17 protein-coding genes are annotated in these 17,241 nt (G+C 57.2%); 1 reads left to right on the plus strand and 16 read right to left on the minus strand.

Going from position 1 to position 17,241, the window contains the following annotated elements:
- Window positions 1-189: 189 nt before the first annotated feature.
- The 6 genes from NI000_RS01860 to NI000_RS01885 form a co-directional block, all read right to left on the minus strand.
- Complete coding sequence (locus NI000_RS01860) at window positions 190-1,545, minus strand: right-handed parallel beta-helix repeat-containing protein (RefSeq protein ID WP_253407165.1); 1,356 nt, start codon at window positions 1,543-1,545, stop codon at window positions 190-192.
- Between the two features lie 117 nt (window positions 1,546-1,662).
- Window positions 1,663-1,950 (minus strand): stage VI sporulation protein F, encoded by a 288-nt coding sequence (locus NI000_RS01865; protein ID WP_054974171.1) that lies wholly within the window; start codon window positions 1,948-1,950, stop codon window positions 1,663-1,665.
- A gap of 141 nt (window positions 1,951-2,091) precedes the next feature.
- Complete coding sequence (gene recG, locus NI000_RS01870; RefSeq protein ID WP_253407166.1) at window positions 2,092-4,146, minus strand: ATP-dependent DNA helicase RecG; 2,055 nt, start codon at window positions 4,144-4,146, stop codon at window positions 2,092-2,094.
- Window position 4,147: 1 nt separating this feature from the next.
- Window positions 4,148-4,999: a DegV family protein gene (locus tag NI000_RS01875; protein ID WP_253407168.1), complete on the minus strand. Its 852-nt coding sequence runs from the start codon at window positions 4,997-4,999 to the stop codon at window positions 4,148-4,150.
- A 62-nt stretch (window positions 5,000-5,061) separates the two neighbouring features.
- Window positions 5,062-6,858: a DAK2 domain-containing protein gene (locus tag NI000_RS01880; protein WP_375540935.1), complete on the minus strand. Its 1,797-nt coding sequence runs from the start codon at window positions 6,856-6,858 to the stop codon at window positions 5,062-5,064.
- A 99-nt stretch (window positions 6,859-6,957) separates the two neighbouring features.
- Window positions 6,958-7,320, minus strand: coding sequence for an Asp23/Gls24 family envelope stress response protein (locus NI000_RS01885; protein ID WP_054974167.1), 363 nt, complete (start codon window positions 7,318-7,320; stop codon window positions 6,958-6,960).
- Between the two features lie 192 nt (window positions 7,321-7,512).
- Between NI000_RS01885 and rpmB the strand changes: the two genes are divergently transcribed.
- On the plus strand, window positions 7,513-7,701 hold the full coding sequence (gene rpmB / locus NI000_RS01890) for a 50S ribosomal protein L28 (RefSeq protein ID WP_010498258.1): 189 nt from the start codon (window positions 7,513-7,515) through the stop codon (window positions 7,699-7,701).
- A 181-nt stretch (window positions 7,702-7,882) separates the two neighbouring features.
- Here the strand turns inward: rpmB and spoVM are convergent, their stop codons facing one another.
- From spoVM to def, 10 genes are all read right to left on the minus strand, one after another.
- A complete protein-coding gene (spoVM, locus tag NI000_RS01895) occupies window positions 7,883-7,963 on the minus strand; it encodes a stage V sporulation protein SpoVM (protein ID WP_014652194.1) in 81 nt (26 codons plus the stop codon).
- Between the two features lie 247 nt (window positions 7,964-8,210).
- Window positions 8,211-8,462 carry a hypothetical protein gene (locus NI000_RS01900; RefSeq protein ID WP_253407174.1) on the minus strand — a complete coding sequence of 84 codons (252 nt, stop codon included), beginning with the start codon at window positions 8,460-8,462 and terminating at the stop codon, window positions 8,211-8,213.
- Window positions 8,463-9,131 (minus strand): ribulose-phosphate 3-epimerase, encoded by a 669-nt coding sequence (gene rpe / locus NI000_RS01905; RefSeq protein WP_253407176.1) that lies wholly within the window; start codon window positions 9,129-9,131, stop codon window positions 8,463-8,465.
- A 1-nt stretch (window position 9,132) separates the two neighbouring features.
- Window positions 9,133-10,044, minus strand: a complete 912-nt coding sequence (gene rsgA, locus NI000_RS01910) for a ribosome small subunit-dependent GTPase A (RefSeq protein ID WP_253407178.1) — start codon at window positions 10,042-10,044, stop codon at window positions 9,133-9,135.
- Entirely contained in the window at window positions 10,044-12,239 is a 2,196-nt protein-coding gene (pknB, locus tag NI000_RS01915) for a Stk1 family PASTA domain-containing Ser/Thr kinase (RefSeq protein WP_375540936.1), read from the minus strand. Before pknB ends, rsgA begins: the two co-directional genes overlap by 1 nt.
- Window positions 12,240-12,246: 7 nt before the next feature.
- Window positions 12,247-13,017, minus strand: a complete 771-nt coding sequence (locus NI000_RS01920; protein ID WP_253407423.1) for a Stp1/IreP family PP2C-type Ser/Thr phosphatase — start codon at window positions 13,015-13,017, stop codon at window positions 12,247-12,249.
- Between the two features lie 8 nt (window positions 13,018-13,025).
- Window positions 13,026-14,111: a 23S rRNA (adenine(2503)-C(2))-methyltransferase RlmN gene (gene rlmN, locus NI000_RS01925; protein ID WP_253407182.1), complete on the minus strand. Its 1,086-nt coding sequence runs from the start codon at window positions 14,109-14,111 to the stop codon at window positions 13,026-13,028.
- A 93-nt stretch (window positions 14,112-14,204) separates the two neighbouring features.
- Entirely contained in the window at window positions 14,205-15,689 is a 1,485-nt protein-coding gene (gene rsmB / locus NI000_RS01930) for a 16S rRNA (cytosine(967)-C(5))-methyltransferase RsmB (RefSeq protein ID WP_253407184.1), read from the minus strand.
- 42 nt (window positions 15,690-15,731) lie between these two features.
- Window positions 15,732-16,688, minus strand: coding sequence for a methionyl-tRNA formyltransferase (gene fmt / locus NI000_RS01935; protein WP_253407186.1), 957 nt, complete (start codon window positions 16,686-16,688; stop codon window positions 15,732-15,734).
- Window positions 16,685-17,167, minus strand: coding sequence for a peptide deformylase (gene def / locus NI000_RS01940; protein WP_253407188.1), 483 nt, complete (start codon window positions 17,165-17,167; stop codon window positions 16,685-16,687). Before def ends, fmt begins: the two co-directional genes overlap by 4 nt.
- Window positions 17,168-17,241: the final 74 nt, after the last annotated feature.

Genomic DNA, 17,241 nt, shown 5'->3' on the forward strand with positions numbered 1-17,241 from the left:
TTCATAAATAGCGAATTTCGTTACCTTCATGAGAGAGTATACAAGGACGCCCGGAGTGTCTTTGTGATCTAAATCACATCAAAATAAAACGATTTGTGGCAAGACAGACAGCCGGTCGGGATGTTTCATTTCTCCGACCGGCTGTTCGCTTGCCGAGTTATTTGATTCCGGGATTATATGCTTCAGAGGTTAAAAGCCCGTCTTCGACGTATCCTTCCCTTGATCGGCCAGCGTTTCGCCGTTACCCGTACCGGCATTGCCATATACCGTGTTATTTTCGCAGCGGCTGCCGGCGATCTGGATGGCGGCCGCCGAACAGCGGGACAGCATATTGCCTGTAACGAGATTGTGCCTGCTGAAGGAGCCGTCGGCATTTCCGGATGTTTCAAGCGTAATGCCGGTTTGGACCCGGCGCACATCGTTGCCCGTCACCGTAGTGACGTCGCTGTTCAGCAGGACGATGCCGCGCTCCGTCTGATCGATTTTGTTGCCGGAAACGATGTTGCCGAACGGCCGCTCGTCGTCTGCCGCGCCGTCGCCCGTCAGCGAGATGCCGGATTCTTTTGCCCGGGAAATGAGGTTATGGACGATCACGTTGTCCGTACAGTAATCGCGCAGCACGATGCCCTGCTTGCCGGCATAAGCGCCGTTTTCCAGCCCCTCCGCCGACAAGATGTTGCCTTCGATCCGATGGTACGAGCTCGGCTTCAGCTTGGAGGATATCACGATAAAAGCATCTTCGCATTGCTGCGCCACGTTATCGGAGACGATCGAATACGAGCTGCCTGCGGAAATATAGATGCAGGGTCTTTTCAACAAATGAAACCGGTTATCCGTCAGCCGGAAATTCGCCGCCGACTCGGCAAAGATCCCATGACCTTCGTAAAAATTTTCGTAAGCGAATAGCTGGGAGAACGAGCTTTGGCTGACCGAGACATGCCGGCTGTCGTTGAACCATACACCGTTGACGATAGTAGTGAAATGACAATTCCGGACGGAGACGTGTTCGCATTTTTCAAAATAAACGCCGCGTTCCGTCATCTTGAAATTTGCCAGCGATAAGGCGCCCATGCCTTCGAAACCGAGTCCCTCGACCGCATTCTTCTTCGTGCCGAGCCCCATCACCATGGATAGATTCGACTCAGCCGCTTTCAGTATGGATGCGCCCGGCCCGTCTCCCACCAAACGCACATTCGGCCTCAGCATAATGGAGGATCGCAGAATGTAGCGCCCGGGCGGAAAATAAACGGTCCCTCCCATAGGCGCCGCCGCTTCGACGGCCGATTGAATCGCCGGCGCGTCGTTTTGATCCAAACGTCCCGAGCCTTGGGCTCCATAGTTTTTTACGTTAATCCAGGCAACCGATTCCGGGCGAAATCCCGGATTCTGCATCGGATTGGGCATCGGCTCCGCCGCGGCCGTGCCGCTCCAGCCCGTACCGGCGGCCAGGATCATTCCGGCCGTCGCCGTGCCCATCGTAGCCAGCAGCTCGCGGCGGGACATTGCTTTGTCTTTGGATGAAGATGAAGATTCCGAAGTAGACATATCGTATATCGTTCCCCCTTCCACAATCTAGCAATCTATCAGCATTATAGCCTTCTCCGCTTCATTTGACAATTGGGCCGGGGCCCGGCGTTCCGACAAAAAAAAGAACATGCCCGCTTAGCGGAACATGCTCCACAGTTTAATCAGATGAAACGCATTGTTCGGATCGATTTTTTGCGAGATAACGAACTGAACGAGCTGCTCGGTCTGTTGTTCGGTAACTCTTTCTCCGAGCACCTTCGTCAGCATGCCGACGAACCGACGAACCTTCACGCGGTCCTGCAAATCGTACTTCGTAACACCCTGCAAAATCATTTTGACCCGTTCTTTCGTCTCCGGATTTTTCATCTTCAGCTTGATCCGCTCGACCTGCGCAGGGTCAAAGCCGTACTGCGTGTAGCTCATGCCGCACACCTCCGCGTTCTTGCTATAGGACTTACAACCACCATACAGTAAGTCTATGTCGGAGAGCTTGGCCTTGTGTACCTATTTCTTGCGCTGTCTTTCCCTCTCGCCCCGCAGGCAGAGCGTCAAACAGGCTATCGTCTAATCGAGCATCTCGCTTTCGAAGATGTGCTCGCGCTGCAAATAGTGACGGAGCGGCACGTAGTCGGCCTCGGTCCAAAAATCCGGCTGCTTGACAAGCTCCGCTGCATCGTCTCTTGCCTGTTCCATCACTTCGAAGTCGGTCACCATGTCGGCGAGCCGGAAATCCGGCACCCCGCTCTGCTTCGTCCCGAAAAAATCTCCAGGTCCCCGCAATTCGAGGTCGCGGCGCGCAATCTCGAAGCCGTCGTTCGTGTCCGTCATCGCCTTCAGCCGTTCCTTGCCGACTTCGTTCTTCGGATCGGCAATCAGCACGCAGTACGACTGGTGCTCGCCCCGTCCAACCCGGCCCCGCAGCTGGTGAAGCTGCGATAATCCGAACCGGTCGGCGTCATAGACGACCATCAGCGTCGCGTTGGGCACATCCACGCCGACCTCAATAACGGTCGTCGAGACCAGTACATGAAGCCGGCCTTGGCTGAACTCGCGCATCACATCGTCCTTCTCCGCCGGGGCCATCCGTCCGTGCAGCAGCCCGACTTTGTACTCCGGAAAAGCAAATTGAAGCTGCGCGTGCACGTCAATCGCGTTCTGCACGTCGAGCTTCTCAGATTCTTCGATCAGCGGACAAATGACATACGCCTGCCGCCCTTCGGCCACCTCGCGGCGAATAAAGCCAAGGACGCGCTCCAGCATATTATGCGTCACCGCATAGGTCTGAATCGGCTTGCGTCCCTTAGGGAGCTCCCGCAGCGTCGAGACGTCCATATCGCCAAAAGCGGTAATCGCGAGCGTCCGCGGGATCGGCGTCGCCGTCATCGTGAGCACGTCCGGATTCATCCCTTTGCGGCGCAAAATGCTGCGCTGCTGTACGCCGAAGCGATGCTGCTCGTCCGTCACAACAAGTCCGAGCCGGCGGAAAAACACATCCTCTTGAATGAGTGCATGCGTACCGACAACGATGTCGATCATCCCCATCTGCAGCGAGCCGAGCACATCCCGGCGCTGCCGCTCCGTCAAGCTGCCCGTCAGCAGCGCCGTCTGAATGCCGTACGGCTCGAACAAGCGGTCGAGCGAGCGTTTGTGCTGTTCCGCAAGAATTTCCGTCGGCACCATTAGTGCACCTTGATAGCCGGCTTTGACGACGGCAAAAAGCGCCACCGCCGCGACAACGGTTTTTCCCGCGCCCACATCACCCTGCAGCAAACGGTTCATGCATAAAGGCTGCTGCAGATCATGAAGAATTTCGGCCAGCACGTTTTTCTGGGAAGCCGTCAGCGTGAACGGCAGCGCACGTACAAACGCGCGGACAGCCGGCAAATCTACGGGGTGCGCGACCCCGTCCGCCCGCTCGTGATTCAGCGTGCGGTACGCCTGCATCTTGAGCTGGAACAAGAACAGCTCCTCGTACACCATCCGGCGTCTCGCCCGCTGGCCCTGCTCCATACTGCCCGGCAGATGCAGCAGAGCGACCGCCTGTTTGCGTGGCAGCAGATTGTATTTGCGCAGCAGCTTGCCCGGAAGCACCTCGGGAATGAGGTCGCCGAATTGCAGCAGCGCTTGCTTCGTCGTCTGCCGGAACCATTTTTGCGTGATCGAGCCCGTCACCGAATAAACCGGCTGCAGCGTACCGGTCTGCGACGTACCGCGGCCCGGGAATTCTACCTCCGTCACGGTCAAGTGCAGCCGCTTCTGGTCCCATTTTCCGGTCAAGACGATATCCGTACCGGCTGTCAGCTTGTCCTTCAAGAAATGCCGGTTGAACCAGACGGCCGTAATGAAGAGCGGATCGACCACGATTTTGCAGGTCATGCGCGATTTGGTGCGCCCGTACATTTGCACTTGGGGAACCCCTGCGACCGTGCCCTGCACCGTAATCCGGTCTCCGTCCTTCACCTGCGTCAAATCGCGAAGCGTGTAATCCTCGTAGCGGAAAGGATAATAATCGAGGAGCTCTCCGACGCTCGAGATGCCGAGCGCAAGCAGCTCCTCGGGCTTCTTGCCTTTGACGCCGGACACCTTCGTGACCGGAAGCGAATAAAGATCCAAGGTCATATCAGCCCGGTATGACAAAGGCCGCTACGGTTCCGGGTCCGACATGCGCTCCGATGACGGGCCCGATATGCGTGTATTGCACGCTTTTTACATCAAAATGCTGCTTCAGCAGCGAGAAAAATTCCTCCGCCGTCTCGCGGCCGGTCGTATAAGCCATGATCAAATCGATCGGCTTGCCGGCAAAATCCTTCTGCAGCAGCTCGACGATCCGGTTCATCGCTTTCTTCTGTCCACGAACCTTATCGACGGAGTACACGACTCCGTCATCGTTGACCGACAGGATTGGCTTAATATTAAGCAAGGAGCCGAAGAGCGCCGCAGCCTTGCCGATCCGTCCGCCCTTATGCAAATACTCGAGCGTATCCACCAAAAAATAGAGCCCGATGTTTTGGCGCAGCGACGCAATCCGTTCCAAAATTTCCGACTTGCTCTTCCCCTGTTTTGCCGCCTCCGCGGCAGCTACGACGAGCATGCCGATGGCGCAGGAAGCCGAACGGCTGTCCACCACCTCGATATCCGCCTTCTCGTCGATCATCGATTTCGCCACGAGGGCGGACTGGTAAGTGCCGCTCATCTGTGATGACAAATGAATCGAGATGATCGAGTCGGCGCCTTCGTCCGCCAGCCTCTCGTACACTTGAATGAAATCGGCCGGCGACGGCTGCGATGTAGTAGGAAAAATTCCGGACGAGGCCAGCTTGTCATAAAATTGCTCCGGACCCATATCGACCCCGTCGCGAAATGACTCCGGGCCGAACAATACTTTAAGCGGCACCATCTCAATGCCGAGCCGCTCCCGCAGGTCGGCCGGAATATCCGCCGTGCTGTCCGTTACAATACGAACCTGGCTCAATAGCCTCCCTCAATTCTTTGCAAAATTTTGATCTATAAGACATAGCGTCGAAATCGAATCGTTTACTCTGCGGAAATAATGTAGTAATAGAGCGGCTGTCCGCCGTCCTGAACTTCCACTTCCACCTCTTGATACGTTTGTTCGACATACCCGACAAGCTCCTCGGTCTGCTCCTGCACCGCGTCTGCTCCGGTATACAGGGTCACGATCTCGGCACCCGCATCCAGCATGGAGTCAATCAGCTTTTTGCAGGAATCGACGAGATCCGGAGCCGAGGAAACGATGCGACCGTTGTGAATGCCAATATAGTCGCCCTCTTTAATATCGATCCCGTCCATTTGCGTGTCGCGAACGGCATGGGTGATTTGACCCGCCTGTACCTGCTGCAGCGCCTGCTCCATTTCACCGATGTTTTCTTCGGGAGCCGCCTCCTCCTGGAATGCGATGACAGCGGCAATGCCTTGCGGAATCGACTTGCTTGGAATAACGACAACCTGCTTATCCTCCACAAGCTCCACAGCCTGCTGAGCAGCCAGGATGATGTTCGAATTGTTCGGAAGCACGAACACGGTTCTCGCTTCGACCTCGCTGACGGCGCGGACGATATCTTCGGTGCTCGGATTCATGGTTTGTCCGCCGTGCAGAATCCGGTCGACGCCCAAGCTGCCGAAAATACCGGAGATGCCTTCCCCTGCGGATACGGCGACAAAGCCGTATGGCTTGAGCTGGCGGGACGGATCGTTCGCCGCAGGGACGGACGGTTCGCCGAGTTCAAGCTCTCTGGCCGCGTCCAGCAAATGCGTCGCCTTGGCCAATGCCGCGACCGCGCCGGACGGTCCGGCCTCCTCCATCAGAAGATGCGTGTGCTGATCGCGCATATTTTCAATTTTGATCCGGCTGAGATCCCCGTAGTTCTGGGCCAAATTCATAACGCTGCCTGGGAATTCGGCATGGATATGCACTTTAACTAGATCGTCGTCGGCCACGACAAGCAGGGAATCGCCGAAGGCGGACAGCTCCTCGCGGAACATGGCCTCGTCAAACTTGCGGCCGTTCAGCTTGCCCGGGTTCAGCGTCACCATAAACTCCGTGCAGTACCCGAACTCGATATCCTCCGTCGCCAGCTTCGCCTGAACGCGCTCATGACCGGTAAAATCCAGCGGCGTCGCCGCAGGCTCAAGCGTCTCCTCCAGCGGCTGCACCGCGCCAAAAGCAACATACGGCATATCGGCCGGTTCCTCCGCCGGCGCTTCCTCCTCCATGTCCAGAACGGATACAAAGCCCTCGTAGATATACACAAGCCCCTGTCCGCCCGAATCGACGACACCCACCTGCTTCAGAACGGGAAGCATGTCCGGCGTTTTGGCCAGCGCCTCTTTCGCTTTATCCAGCAGTTCCGCTATGACGACAGCGACATCCGGCTGCCGTTTGGCGGTCTGTACGCCCTGCCTTGCCGCTTCCTTGGCTACGGTCAGAATCGTACCTTCCACAGGCTTGACGACGGCTTTGTAGGCCATATCCACGCCGTTCTGAAACGCTGCAGCCACCTGCTGGGCATTGGCCGAAGGCAGGTCGGATACGGCTTTGGCGAAACCGCGGAACAACTGCGACAGAATTACGCCCGAGTTGCCACGGGCGCCCATCAGCAAGCCTTTAGCAAGCGCTTCCGCTGCTTTACCCAAGTGGTCCGACGGACGGCGGCGAAGCTCTTCCACCCCGGAAGTCAAGGTCAAATTCATATTCGTGCCCGTATCGCCGTCCGGTACCGGAAAGACGTTGAGCGCATTGACCCGCTCCGCGTTCGTCGTCAGCCTATGCGCTCCCGCTTCTACCATTCGGATGAAATCGTGTCCATTCATTTCTTTTAAGCGCTTACTCAAAAAGACCGTTCCCCTTTCGCTATAACCCTGTCGGCGATCCATAACATGTTTCGGCCACAACCGCTGTCATCACAGGTCTCATTCCGCAATCCTCACACCTTGGACAAAAATGTTCACGTTAGCCACTTGCAGACCCGCCACTTCCCCGAGCATGTATTTTACTTTGCTCTGCACGTTATGCGCCACGACCGAAATTTTCGTGCCATAGCTGACGACGATATATAAATCAATAGTCAGGACATCCTGCTCGTCGCGGTGAACCTCGACGCCCCGGCGCAAATTGTCCCGGCGCAGCAGTTCGGCAATACCGTCTTTGAATTGATTGCGCGAAGCCATCCCGACAAGTCCGTAGCAGTCCAGCGCCGCCGAACCCGCAAGTACGGCGATTACTTCGTCCGTAACGTAAATTTTTCCATATTCTGAAGCCAGTTCGATTGTCATCTCCATACAGCTCCTTCGATCCCAAAATTAGCATGGACTACGAATCATTGTACTATATTCGCCGCAAGAAATAAATAAAACTCGGGCCGCAGGGGAAGAAAACGAAGAAGCTGCGTTGACGACGTTTAGGCCGCTGTGATATGATGTTTAAGTGTGTTTTTGAAGCGTGTATGCTTTAAGGAGGTGTAATCAATGTCCCGCAAATGTTTTATCACAGGTAAAGGCCCGGGTACCGGCAACCACGTATCCCATGCGAACAACAAAGCGAAACGCACTTGGGGTGTCAACGTTCAAAAGGTTCGCATTCTGGTCGACGGCAAACCGAAACGCGTTTGGGTGAGCACGAAAGCTCTGAAATCCGGAAAAGTAACTCGCGTGTAATCTGCGTTCGCAGACAAAAAGCACCTGGCTCAGGTGCTTTTTTTAGTTGATAAGCAGGAATTCGCATCAACCTTAACAAAACGTCCTTGTCTTGCAAGACAAGGACGGCTGAGCCGTTGATCATGGGTGTAGCGCCCGCCCTAGCCCGGCAGCCGGCGCCTAAGTATGATCGAGCGTACCTTCAGTTTTTGCTGAATGTATTAAGTACTGCTTTCACAAACCCACCCAAAAACTTCGGAAGCTTGATAGTGTAAAATTTCATTTTGCACCCTCCCTCCAGACTTTGCGCAGCAAAGTCAGCATCGCTTGGCTTTGCGACGCAAAGCCGACCTCGAGCCATGCGCGCAGTAAACCACCTCGTTAAAAGTATATTCCGCTGCTCCCCAAAACGTGCCATGCAAATTCCGGACACCGAAAAAACAAAAAAGGCTACAAAAGCCGGAAGCCGTACTTTTGTAACCATGTGTATGCGAACCGCGGGCCGGTTATGCATGCCCGTGCTCTTTTTCTTAGACCGCAGCCTGCTGCTGCTGAATTGCCAAATACAACGCGTAGAATACCGTATAAATAAAGTAGAATAAGATCGTGGTCAAGACGAATGCAATGCGCGGTCCGCGCGTCTCGTATCGCTTAAAAAACTGGATACCGACATATAACGCCCCCAGCGAAAATGCAAACTTCACCACGCCGTCGATAATGGAAAACACAAACAGCAGGGCGGCGCATAGTAAACAGAAGGCAAAAATTTTAAGCGCCCGCATTTACCGGCCGCTCCCGGCTTCCCGGATCGCGCGGATCGCCTCGGCGCGGTCTGGCCGGTTGAACACCGCATTCCCCGCAACGAGCACATTGGCGCCCGCTTCGGCAACGAGCTTGGCCGTCTCGGTATTGACGCCTCCGTCAACCTCGATGTCCACGTGCTGAAGCCCGTGCTCGTCCAGCATGCGGCGCAGTCCGGCGATTTTGGGCAACACGGCGGAGATAAACTTTTGCCCGCCGAAGCCGGGGTTGACCGTCATCAGCAGCACGTAGTCGAGCAGACCTTCCTCAAGCACATACTCCAGGGCATGGAGCGAAGTGGCCGGATTCAGCACGACGCCGGCTTTGACGCCCTGCTCCTTAATATAATGAAGTGTCCGGTGCAGATGGACGCATGCCTCGGCGTGAACCGAAATGAGGTCTGCGCCCGCCTGAACGAACGAGGTGATGTAGCGATCCGGCTGCTCGATCATCAGATGCACGTCGAGCGGTAATTTCGTTATCGGACGGATCGCCTCCACCACCAGCGGTCCGATTGTAATATTCGGCACGAAATGTCCATCCATCACGTCGACGTGAATCCAGTCGGCCCCGCCGCGCTCGACGTCGGCAATTTCTTCGCCCAGCTTGGAGAAGTTCGCGGATAAGATCGAAGGAGCAATACGCAGCATCTCAGTACCTCCTTTTTTTGTCTTTGATCTCGTTCAAAAATTGAATGTAATGGTCGTACCTCGATGTGGCGATATGGCCCGTTTCTTTGGCTTCCTGAACCTTGCAGCCCGGTTCGTGCAGATGCAGACATCCGCGGAAGCGGCAGGCTGCGGCATAAGGCGCGAATTCCCGAAACGCCCCGCTGAGCCCCTCCGCATCCACCTGCAAAAAATCGAGCTGGCTAAAGCCCGGCGTATCGGCGATAAGTCCGCCGTTCTGCAGCCGGATCAGCTCGACGTGGCGCGTCGTATGCTTGCCCCGGCCGAGCTTCATGCTGATTGCGTTCGTTTCGAGCGACAGCCCCGGCACCATGGCGTTAAGCAGCGACGACTTCCCGACGCCGGACTGCCCCGCAACCACCCCGATGCGGCCCGCAAGCCGATCGTATACTTCGCTCACGCCGATGCCTTCTTTGGCGCTTGTCACAAGCATGGGGTAACCGATCGACTCGTAGAGCCGGATCACCGGCGCCAATTCCTCGGAAACGCCGTCAGACAAACTTCCTTCGGACAGAAGATCATGCTTGGTCAAACAGATCAGCGTATCGAGTCCGGCGCTTTCCGTATGGACCAGAAACTTGTCCAGCAGCGGCAAATTAAGCGCCGGCTCGGTCACCGAGAACACCAGTACGGCCAAATCGATATTTGCCACCGGCGGCCGGATCAGCTCGGAGGAGCGGGGAAGGATTTCGTCGACCGTTCCTTCCCCGTTCTCCGTCAGCCCGTACACCACGCGGTCGCCGACGAGCGGCGAAATTCCGCGCTTCTTGAAAATCCCCCGCGCCCGGCATTGCACCGATTCGGTCGTCTGCGCGTCGTCGGCAAGCACGTAATAGTATCCGCTTAGCGCCTTCACGATTAACCCGGTTGGCATTATGGATTCTTGCCTCCTGTGCCTGTCGTATTCCCGGCCGGAGCCGTCGCTGCGCCTCCGTTCTGCCCGGTCGGCGGCGTCGTCGTTCCGCCGCTTCCCTGCTGCGTCGGCTTGCCGCTCTCGGCCCCCGTGCCGGAAGCCGGCGTTGCCGGCGGCTCGGTCTTGCCGCCGCCGTTCGTCCCGGTGCCTGTATTCTGCTGCGTACCGGTACCGTTCGACTGAGTCTTGCCGCCTTTTTGATCTTGATAATCCTTATAGGTGATCGTCATCGAATCGTTCTGAATGTTATCCCCGCGAATCTGGATCGTCGCATTTTTGTCCGGCGAAACGACCAGCTTCACTTCAAGCGTTTCCGTCTTGGTTACGTTCGTAAGCTTCTGGTATTCCGCGTTTTCGACCGTCGCATCGCTCAGAATGACTTTGGCCGTACCCGCCTGCCCTTCCTTAGACGGCTTAATCTGCACGGGAACGGTCATCTGTCCCGCTTCCGGCGGAAGACCGGAGCTGACGGTCAGCGTTATTTCCGTACCAGGAGTTACATCGTCATTCGCCTCGAACGGAAACTGCTCGGTTACGCGGCCTTTGCTCTGCTTGTAGCTCGGCTGACGGGAGATGCCGTCCTTGGCCAGCTTCAAACTTTTGACGCTAAGGGTCGTTTTGGCTTCATTCTCCGTCATGCCGATCAGGTTCGGCATTTTGAACGTTTCCCGTCCTTTGCTGACATCCAGCGTGACTTTTACGTCGGCAGGATTCGTGTACGTCTGATCGGGCGAAGGCTGCTGAGCCGTCACCGTTTCCGGTTCGGCTTCCATATATTTTTGATCGATCTTGATGTTTTCCAGCTTAAAGCCAAGGGAGGTCAGCTTCGTTTTGGCTTCTGCCAGCTTCAGCTTGGTTACGTCGGGCATTTTTTTACTTTCGGGCCCCTCGCTGACAGTCAGCTTGATCGTCGCGCCCGCATTAACCTGCATATTCGACTGGCTCTGCCGAATGACGATATCTTTTGGCTTAACCTCATCCTTCTGGAACTCCACTTCCGGTACGAGGTTACTATCCCTTAAGATTTTCTCGGCTTCAGCAAGCGGCTTATCCACCACATTCGGGATATCGACCCGCTGTACCGACAATTTCTCCTGCACGTACTGGACCGCATACCACATGCCGCCCACGAGCGACATAAGTACCACGAACCAGACCAGCGGCTTGACCCAGCCCTTTTTCTTCTTCTCGGGCGGAACCGGTTCCTTTGCGCGGGGCACATCGTCGTCATCCTCCACAACGACGTATTGTCCCGGCCGCAGCGCAGGCATGACCCGCGTCTTTTCCTCGTCCAGCTCGTCGTCGTCCAGAAAGTTGACTTTCGGCTCGTTGCGGCGGTGCGGCAGCAGGCACGACTCGAGGTCGCTCAGCATGTCTTTGGCCGAACGGTACCGCTCGGACGTGCTTTTGCGCATCGCGCGCAGAATGATATTTTCCACGCTTTGCGGGATGAGCGGGTTTACCTTACGGGGCTCCTCGACATCCTCTTGCAAGTGCTTCAAGGCTACGCTGATCGGACTTTCGCCGAGAAACGGCAGACGGCCCGTAAGCATCTGGTACATGACAATCCCGAGAGAGTACAAGTCCGATTGCTCGCCGGTCGGCGTTCCTTTGGCATGCTCGGGCGAAAAATAATGAACCGAGCCGACGACGGAGCCGGTCTGCGTAATCGTGGAAGAAGTGACCGCGCGGGCGATCCCGAAGTCGGTCACTTTGACGCGGCCGTTTTTGCCGATCAAAATGTTGTGAGGCTTAATATCGCGATGAATGATTTGATTATGATGCGCGTGATCGAGGGCGTCGCAAATCTGGCCCGCAATATGAACGGCTTCCTCCACCTGCAGCGGAGCCTTTTCCTTAATCTGCTCGTTCAAATTCGTTCCCTCGACATACTCCATCACGATGTAATGGATGTCTTCCTCTTGGCCGACGTCGTATATACTGACTACGTTCGGATGCGACAAGGAGGCTGCGGCTTGCGCTTCGCGGCGAAAACGCTGAATGAATTCTTCGTCGTGCACATACTGCTGGCGCAGTACCTTCACGGCGACATGCCGATGCAATAAAATATCGAGTCCTTTGTATACGATGGCCATTCCGCCGCCGCCGACGCGTCCCAAAATCTCGTAGCGTCCTCCAAGCTGCTTACCGATCATTCCTTCCTCACCCCGCTTCTCCGTCGTCATGTACCGCCGAACCCGGCCCGTTCTCGATCAGCAACACCGTTACGTTGTCGTCGCCCCCGGCATCCAGCGCAGCCTGGACCAAACAGTCCACCTTGCGCTCCAAACCGTCCGTCTCCTTCACGGTTTGGAGCATTTGGCCCGGCTCAACCAGGCTGCTTAGTCCGTCGCTGCACAGCAGCAGCAAATCTCCGGGGCTCCAACCGATTTCCTGAACATCCACCTCGATCGTCGGCTCGGTGCCGAGCGCCCGCGTCAGAACGTTGCGCCGCGGATGGTGGCTCGCTTCCTCACGCGTGATCTGGCCGCTTTTGACCAGCTCGTTGACAAGCGAATGATCCTCCGTTAACTGCTCGATCTGCCCGTCGTGAATCCGGTATACGCGGCTGTCGCCGATATGCGCCACGACAGCCCGCTCGTCGTTCGCCAGCACGGCAACGACGGTCGTCCCCATCCCGTGGTAATTTTCGCGTCCGGACGCAAATTCGAAAATGTTATCGTTGGCGGCTTCGATCGCTTCTTTCAATTTATGCTGCCGCTCCTCGGACGACCGGTTCGGATCCAAGGACTTTACCTGCAGCGGGATAAGCTCCACCGCCATTTGACTTGCGATATCTCCGGCCTGATGGCCTCCCATGCCGTCTGCGACAATGGCGAGGGTCCAGCCGTTCAAGTCCTCTTGAACGGCTGCGCGGTCCTCATTGACCGCCCGCACCCGGCCGATATCGGATTGATAAGCCAATCTCAGCATCGCTTGCTTCACCTCGCACCCGACTCCATATGCTTCGCCCGCAGCTGCCCACAGGCGGCCGCGATATCGCTGCCCTGCTCCCGGCGTATGGTGGCGTTGATTTTGTTGCGTTCCAGAATGCGTTGGAACGTGAAGATATCATTCCGGGGCGTACGCACATAGTCGCGCTCCGAAACGAAATTGACCGGAATCAAGTTCACGTGCGCCATCGGAAATGCTTTTAATACTTTCGCCAGCTCCTCCGCGTGTTCGGCCTGATCGTTTACGCCGCCCATCAGCGCGTATTCGAACGTTATACGCCGTCCGGTTTTTGCAACGTAATATTGACAGGCTTCGATCAGCTCGGCAAACGGATAGCGGCGGTTGACCGGCATCAGCTTGGAACGCAGCGCATCGTTCGGCGCATGGATCGAAATCGCCAAATTGATCTGCGTATCCTCGTCGGCAAACCGGTAAATGTTCGGAACGATGCCGCTCGTCGATACCGTAATGTGCCGCTGGCCGATATTCAGCCCCTTCGGATGGATCATCACCTTGAGAAACTTCATCACCGCGTCGTAATTTTCGAACGGCTCGCCGATTCCCATGATGACGATGCTGCTGACCCGCTCCTGCGTTTCGTCCAAGAGCTGCTGCGCTTTGACGACCTGAGCGATGATCTCGCCGGACGTCAAATTCCGCTTCAACCCGCCAAGCGTCGAGGCGCAGAACGTACAGCCGACCCGGCAGCCGACCTGCGTCGTTACGCAGATACTGTTCCCGTAGCTGTGCTTCATGATGACCGTTTCGATCGCATTCTCGTCGCTAAGCTCGAACAAAAACTTGACGGTCCCGTCCTTCGAACGGTAGTGCGCCACTTCCGTGAGCGTGACGAAGTCGAACTGCTCCATAAGCCGATCCCTGAGCGTTTTCGGAAGATTCGTCATCTCGTCGAAGCTTGAAACTCTTTTCACATACAGCCAATCGAAAATTTGGCCGGCGCGAAAGCCCGCCTCTCCGTTGTCCTTGACCCATTGCTGCCAATCCTCCAGGGTAAAGTCGTAGACGTACGGCTTTTCGTTTTTCGGCTGCCATCTGGTTTCTATTTCGTTCATTGTATGCATCACAACCTGTTTAGTCTATAGTGAAGCCCTTTCGGGGACAATCCGCCGAAAAGGCCACGTTTTATTTTACCACATTTTGCGGTTCTATGCTCGCTTGCGCAGCCGGGCGATGAAAAAGCCGTCTGAACCGTAATCGTATGGCATAATCCGCACCGCAGCAAGTTCCACGTCCAGCCGCTCTTGGAGCGTCTCCGGCACTTCGGGCAGCTCCGCCTCAAACGAAGGATGGTTCGCCAAAAATTCGCGGATCATGTCTTCGTTCTCGGCCATCTCCACCGTGCATGTGCTGTACACAAGCACACCGCCCGGCTTCAGCAGCGGATGTACCGCCTCCAGCAGCTCCCGCTGGATATCGCAGATCTCCGTTAGCTCCGCTTCGCTTTTGCTCCACTTCATATCCGGCTTCCGACGGATGACGCCAAGCCCCGAGCAGGGAGCGTCAAGCAGGATGCGATCGAAGCTTTCCGGGGCAAAATGCTCCGCCAGCTGGCGCGCGTCCGCCGTCAGCGTCCGAATCGACCGCAGCGCGAGGCGCTCCGCCTGCTCCTCGATGAGCTTCCGCTTATGCTCGTGAACGTCGCAAGCGACGATTTCGCCGCGGTCGCCCATCTTCTCCGCAAGGTGCGTCGTCTTGCCGCCGGGCGCGGCGCAGCAGTCCAGCACCCGCTCGCCCGGCTGCGGGTCCACCCATTCCGCGACGAGCATGGAACTCTCGTCTTGGACCGAATACAGGCCCGCCGCGTAGTCCGGCGAGAGGGCCATGTTGCCGCCGCCGCGCACGATCACGCCGGCGGGCGCAACCGCGGAGGGCTCCGCTTCGAGCCCTCCTTGCCGCAGCCGCTCGGCCAGCTCGTCCGGGCCGAGCTTCAGCGCATTCGCGCGAAGGCTCACGCGCGGCGGCGTGTTGTTGGCCTCGCAGAGCCGTTCGGCCGTCTGCTCGCCGAACTCGCGGATCCAGCGCCGTACCAGCCACTCCGGGTGCGACTGCGCAAGCGCGATGCGCCGCTCGGCCGGCAGCCCGGCGGGCAGGACGAGCTCGCTTTTGCTGCGGAGCACGCTGCGCAGCACGCCGTTGACCATGCCGGAGATGCCTTGGTGACCCTGCCGCTTCGCGATATTGACCGCTTCGTTGACGATCGCATGGTCCGGAATCCGGTCCAAATAGTGCAGCTGGTAAAAACTCAGCCGCAGCAGGTTGCGAACCCACGGCTGCAGCTTCGCCAGCCCTTTGCTGACGAACCGCTCCAAAAAAAAGTCGATCGTGCCGAGCCGCTGCACCGTTCCGTATACAATTTCGGTCGCTAGCCCTGCATCCGGCTTGTCCAGCTTGTACTTCTGCAGCGTCTGGTTGAGCAGCAAATTGCTGTACGAACGGTCCTGCTCGATCCGCACCAGCACGTCGAGGGCCGCTTCCCTGGCCGAGCCTTGAGCCGGGCCTTTGCTTGCCCGGGGAGCATTCCCGTGACGGCTCCCCCGGGCTCCACCCGAAGCCGAGCCGCCGGTACGTTTGCCTCCTGCCGCTCCTGCCTGCTTGGTCCGTCCGGAGGACGGTTGATTCGTTTCGTTCATAATTCCTCCGCTTTTCTTCTATAGCTCATAGCAGCTCACAGCTCAATCGCCCGATGTCCCAAGCACAGTGCCCGGCGCCAGCTGTCCGCTTCGCGCGAACGCGGCGGCGTCCATGGCCTTCTTGCCCGCCGGCTGCAGCTCCGTGATCCACAGAACGCCTTGTCCGGTAGCTACGGCGATTCCTCGTTCTCCCGCTTCCAGCACAGTGCCCGGCTGTACGCCATCGGGTACTTGATCCGACTCGGCGGGCTTGGCGCACGTCCATATTTTCAATACTTCGCCGTTCCACAGCGTATAAGCTCCCGGCCGGGGATGCAGCCCCCGCACCAGATTCCATAGCTGCTCCGCCGGCTTAGTCCAATCGATCAGTTCCTGCTCGCGGGTAATGTTCGGCGAATAGACCGCCTCCGCATCGTTCTGCGGCACCGGCTGCACGCGGCCCGCCAGCAAATCCGGCAGCGTCTCCTCCAGCAGCTTCGCTCCGGCCAAGCTCAGCTTGTCGAACATCGTGCCGGTCGTATCGCTGTCCTCGATCGGCACCTCGATCTTGCTGATCATGTCGCCGGTATCCAGACCTTCCGCCATGTACATGATCGTGACGCCGGTGACGGCGTCGCCGTTCATCACGGCGTAGTGAATCGGCGCCCCACCCCGGTATTTGGGGAGCAGCGACGCGTGGATATTAATACAGCCCAGCTTCGGCAGCTCGAGTACCGATTTCGGCAAAATTTGTCCGAAGGCCGCCGTCACGATCAGATCCGGCTGCAGGGCGCGGATCGCCTCGACGGACTCCGGGCGGCGCAGCCGTTCCGGCTGAAGCACGGGCAGGCCGTGCTTCTCCGCCTCGACCTTGACGGGGGTCGGCGTCAGCACGCGTTTGCGCCCGACCGGACGGTCCGGCTGCGTGACGACCGCGACGACTTCCAGATTTTTATCGTTCAGCAGCGTCTGCAGAGATGGCACGGCGAAATCCGGCGTGCCCATAAAAATCACTTTCATGCGTCATCACGATCCTGTTGCTCGCTGCGATACATTTTTTCCGCCAAATCCGTATACAGCACCCCGTTTAGATGATCCACCTCATGCTGAATACAGCGGGCCAGCAGCTCGGTCCCTTCAATGACGATCTCATCGCCGTTGCGGTTCAGACCTTTCACCTTCACATGTGCAGCCCGCTTCACATCGCCCGTAAATCCGGGAATGCTTAAGCAGCCTTCCGGTCCGAACTGCTCCCCTTCTCGCTCGATGATCTCCGGATTGATCAGCTCGATCAAGCCGTGCTCGTCACCGACGTCCATCACGATTACCCGCTTGAGAATGCCGATCTGCGGCGCGGCCAATCCTACGCCCTCCGCATCGTACATCGTATCCGCCATGTCATTCAGCAGCTTATGAATGTTCGGCGTAATTTTGGGAACGGGCTTGCATTTTTCACGCAGCACCGGGTCCGGGTCCTTCACGATGATTTTGATTGCCATATATAAGCACCATCCTTTTCATTTCAGGAGAATGAACCGGCCAATCTGCAGCCGGCTGATACGTTATGTATATT

The sequence above is a fragment of the Paenibacillus tyrphae genome (genome assembly GCF_024158745.1).
Lineage (GTDB): Bacteria > Bacillota > Bacilli > Paenibacillales > NBRC-103111 > Paenibacillus_G > Paenibacillus_G tyrfis_A.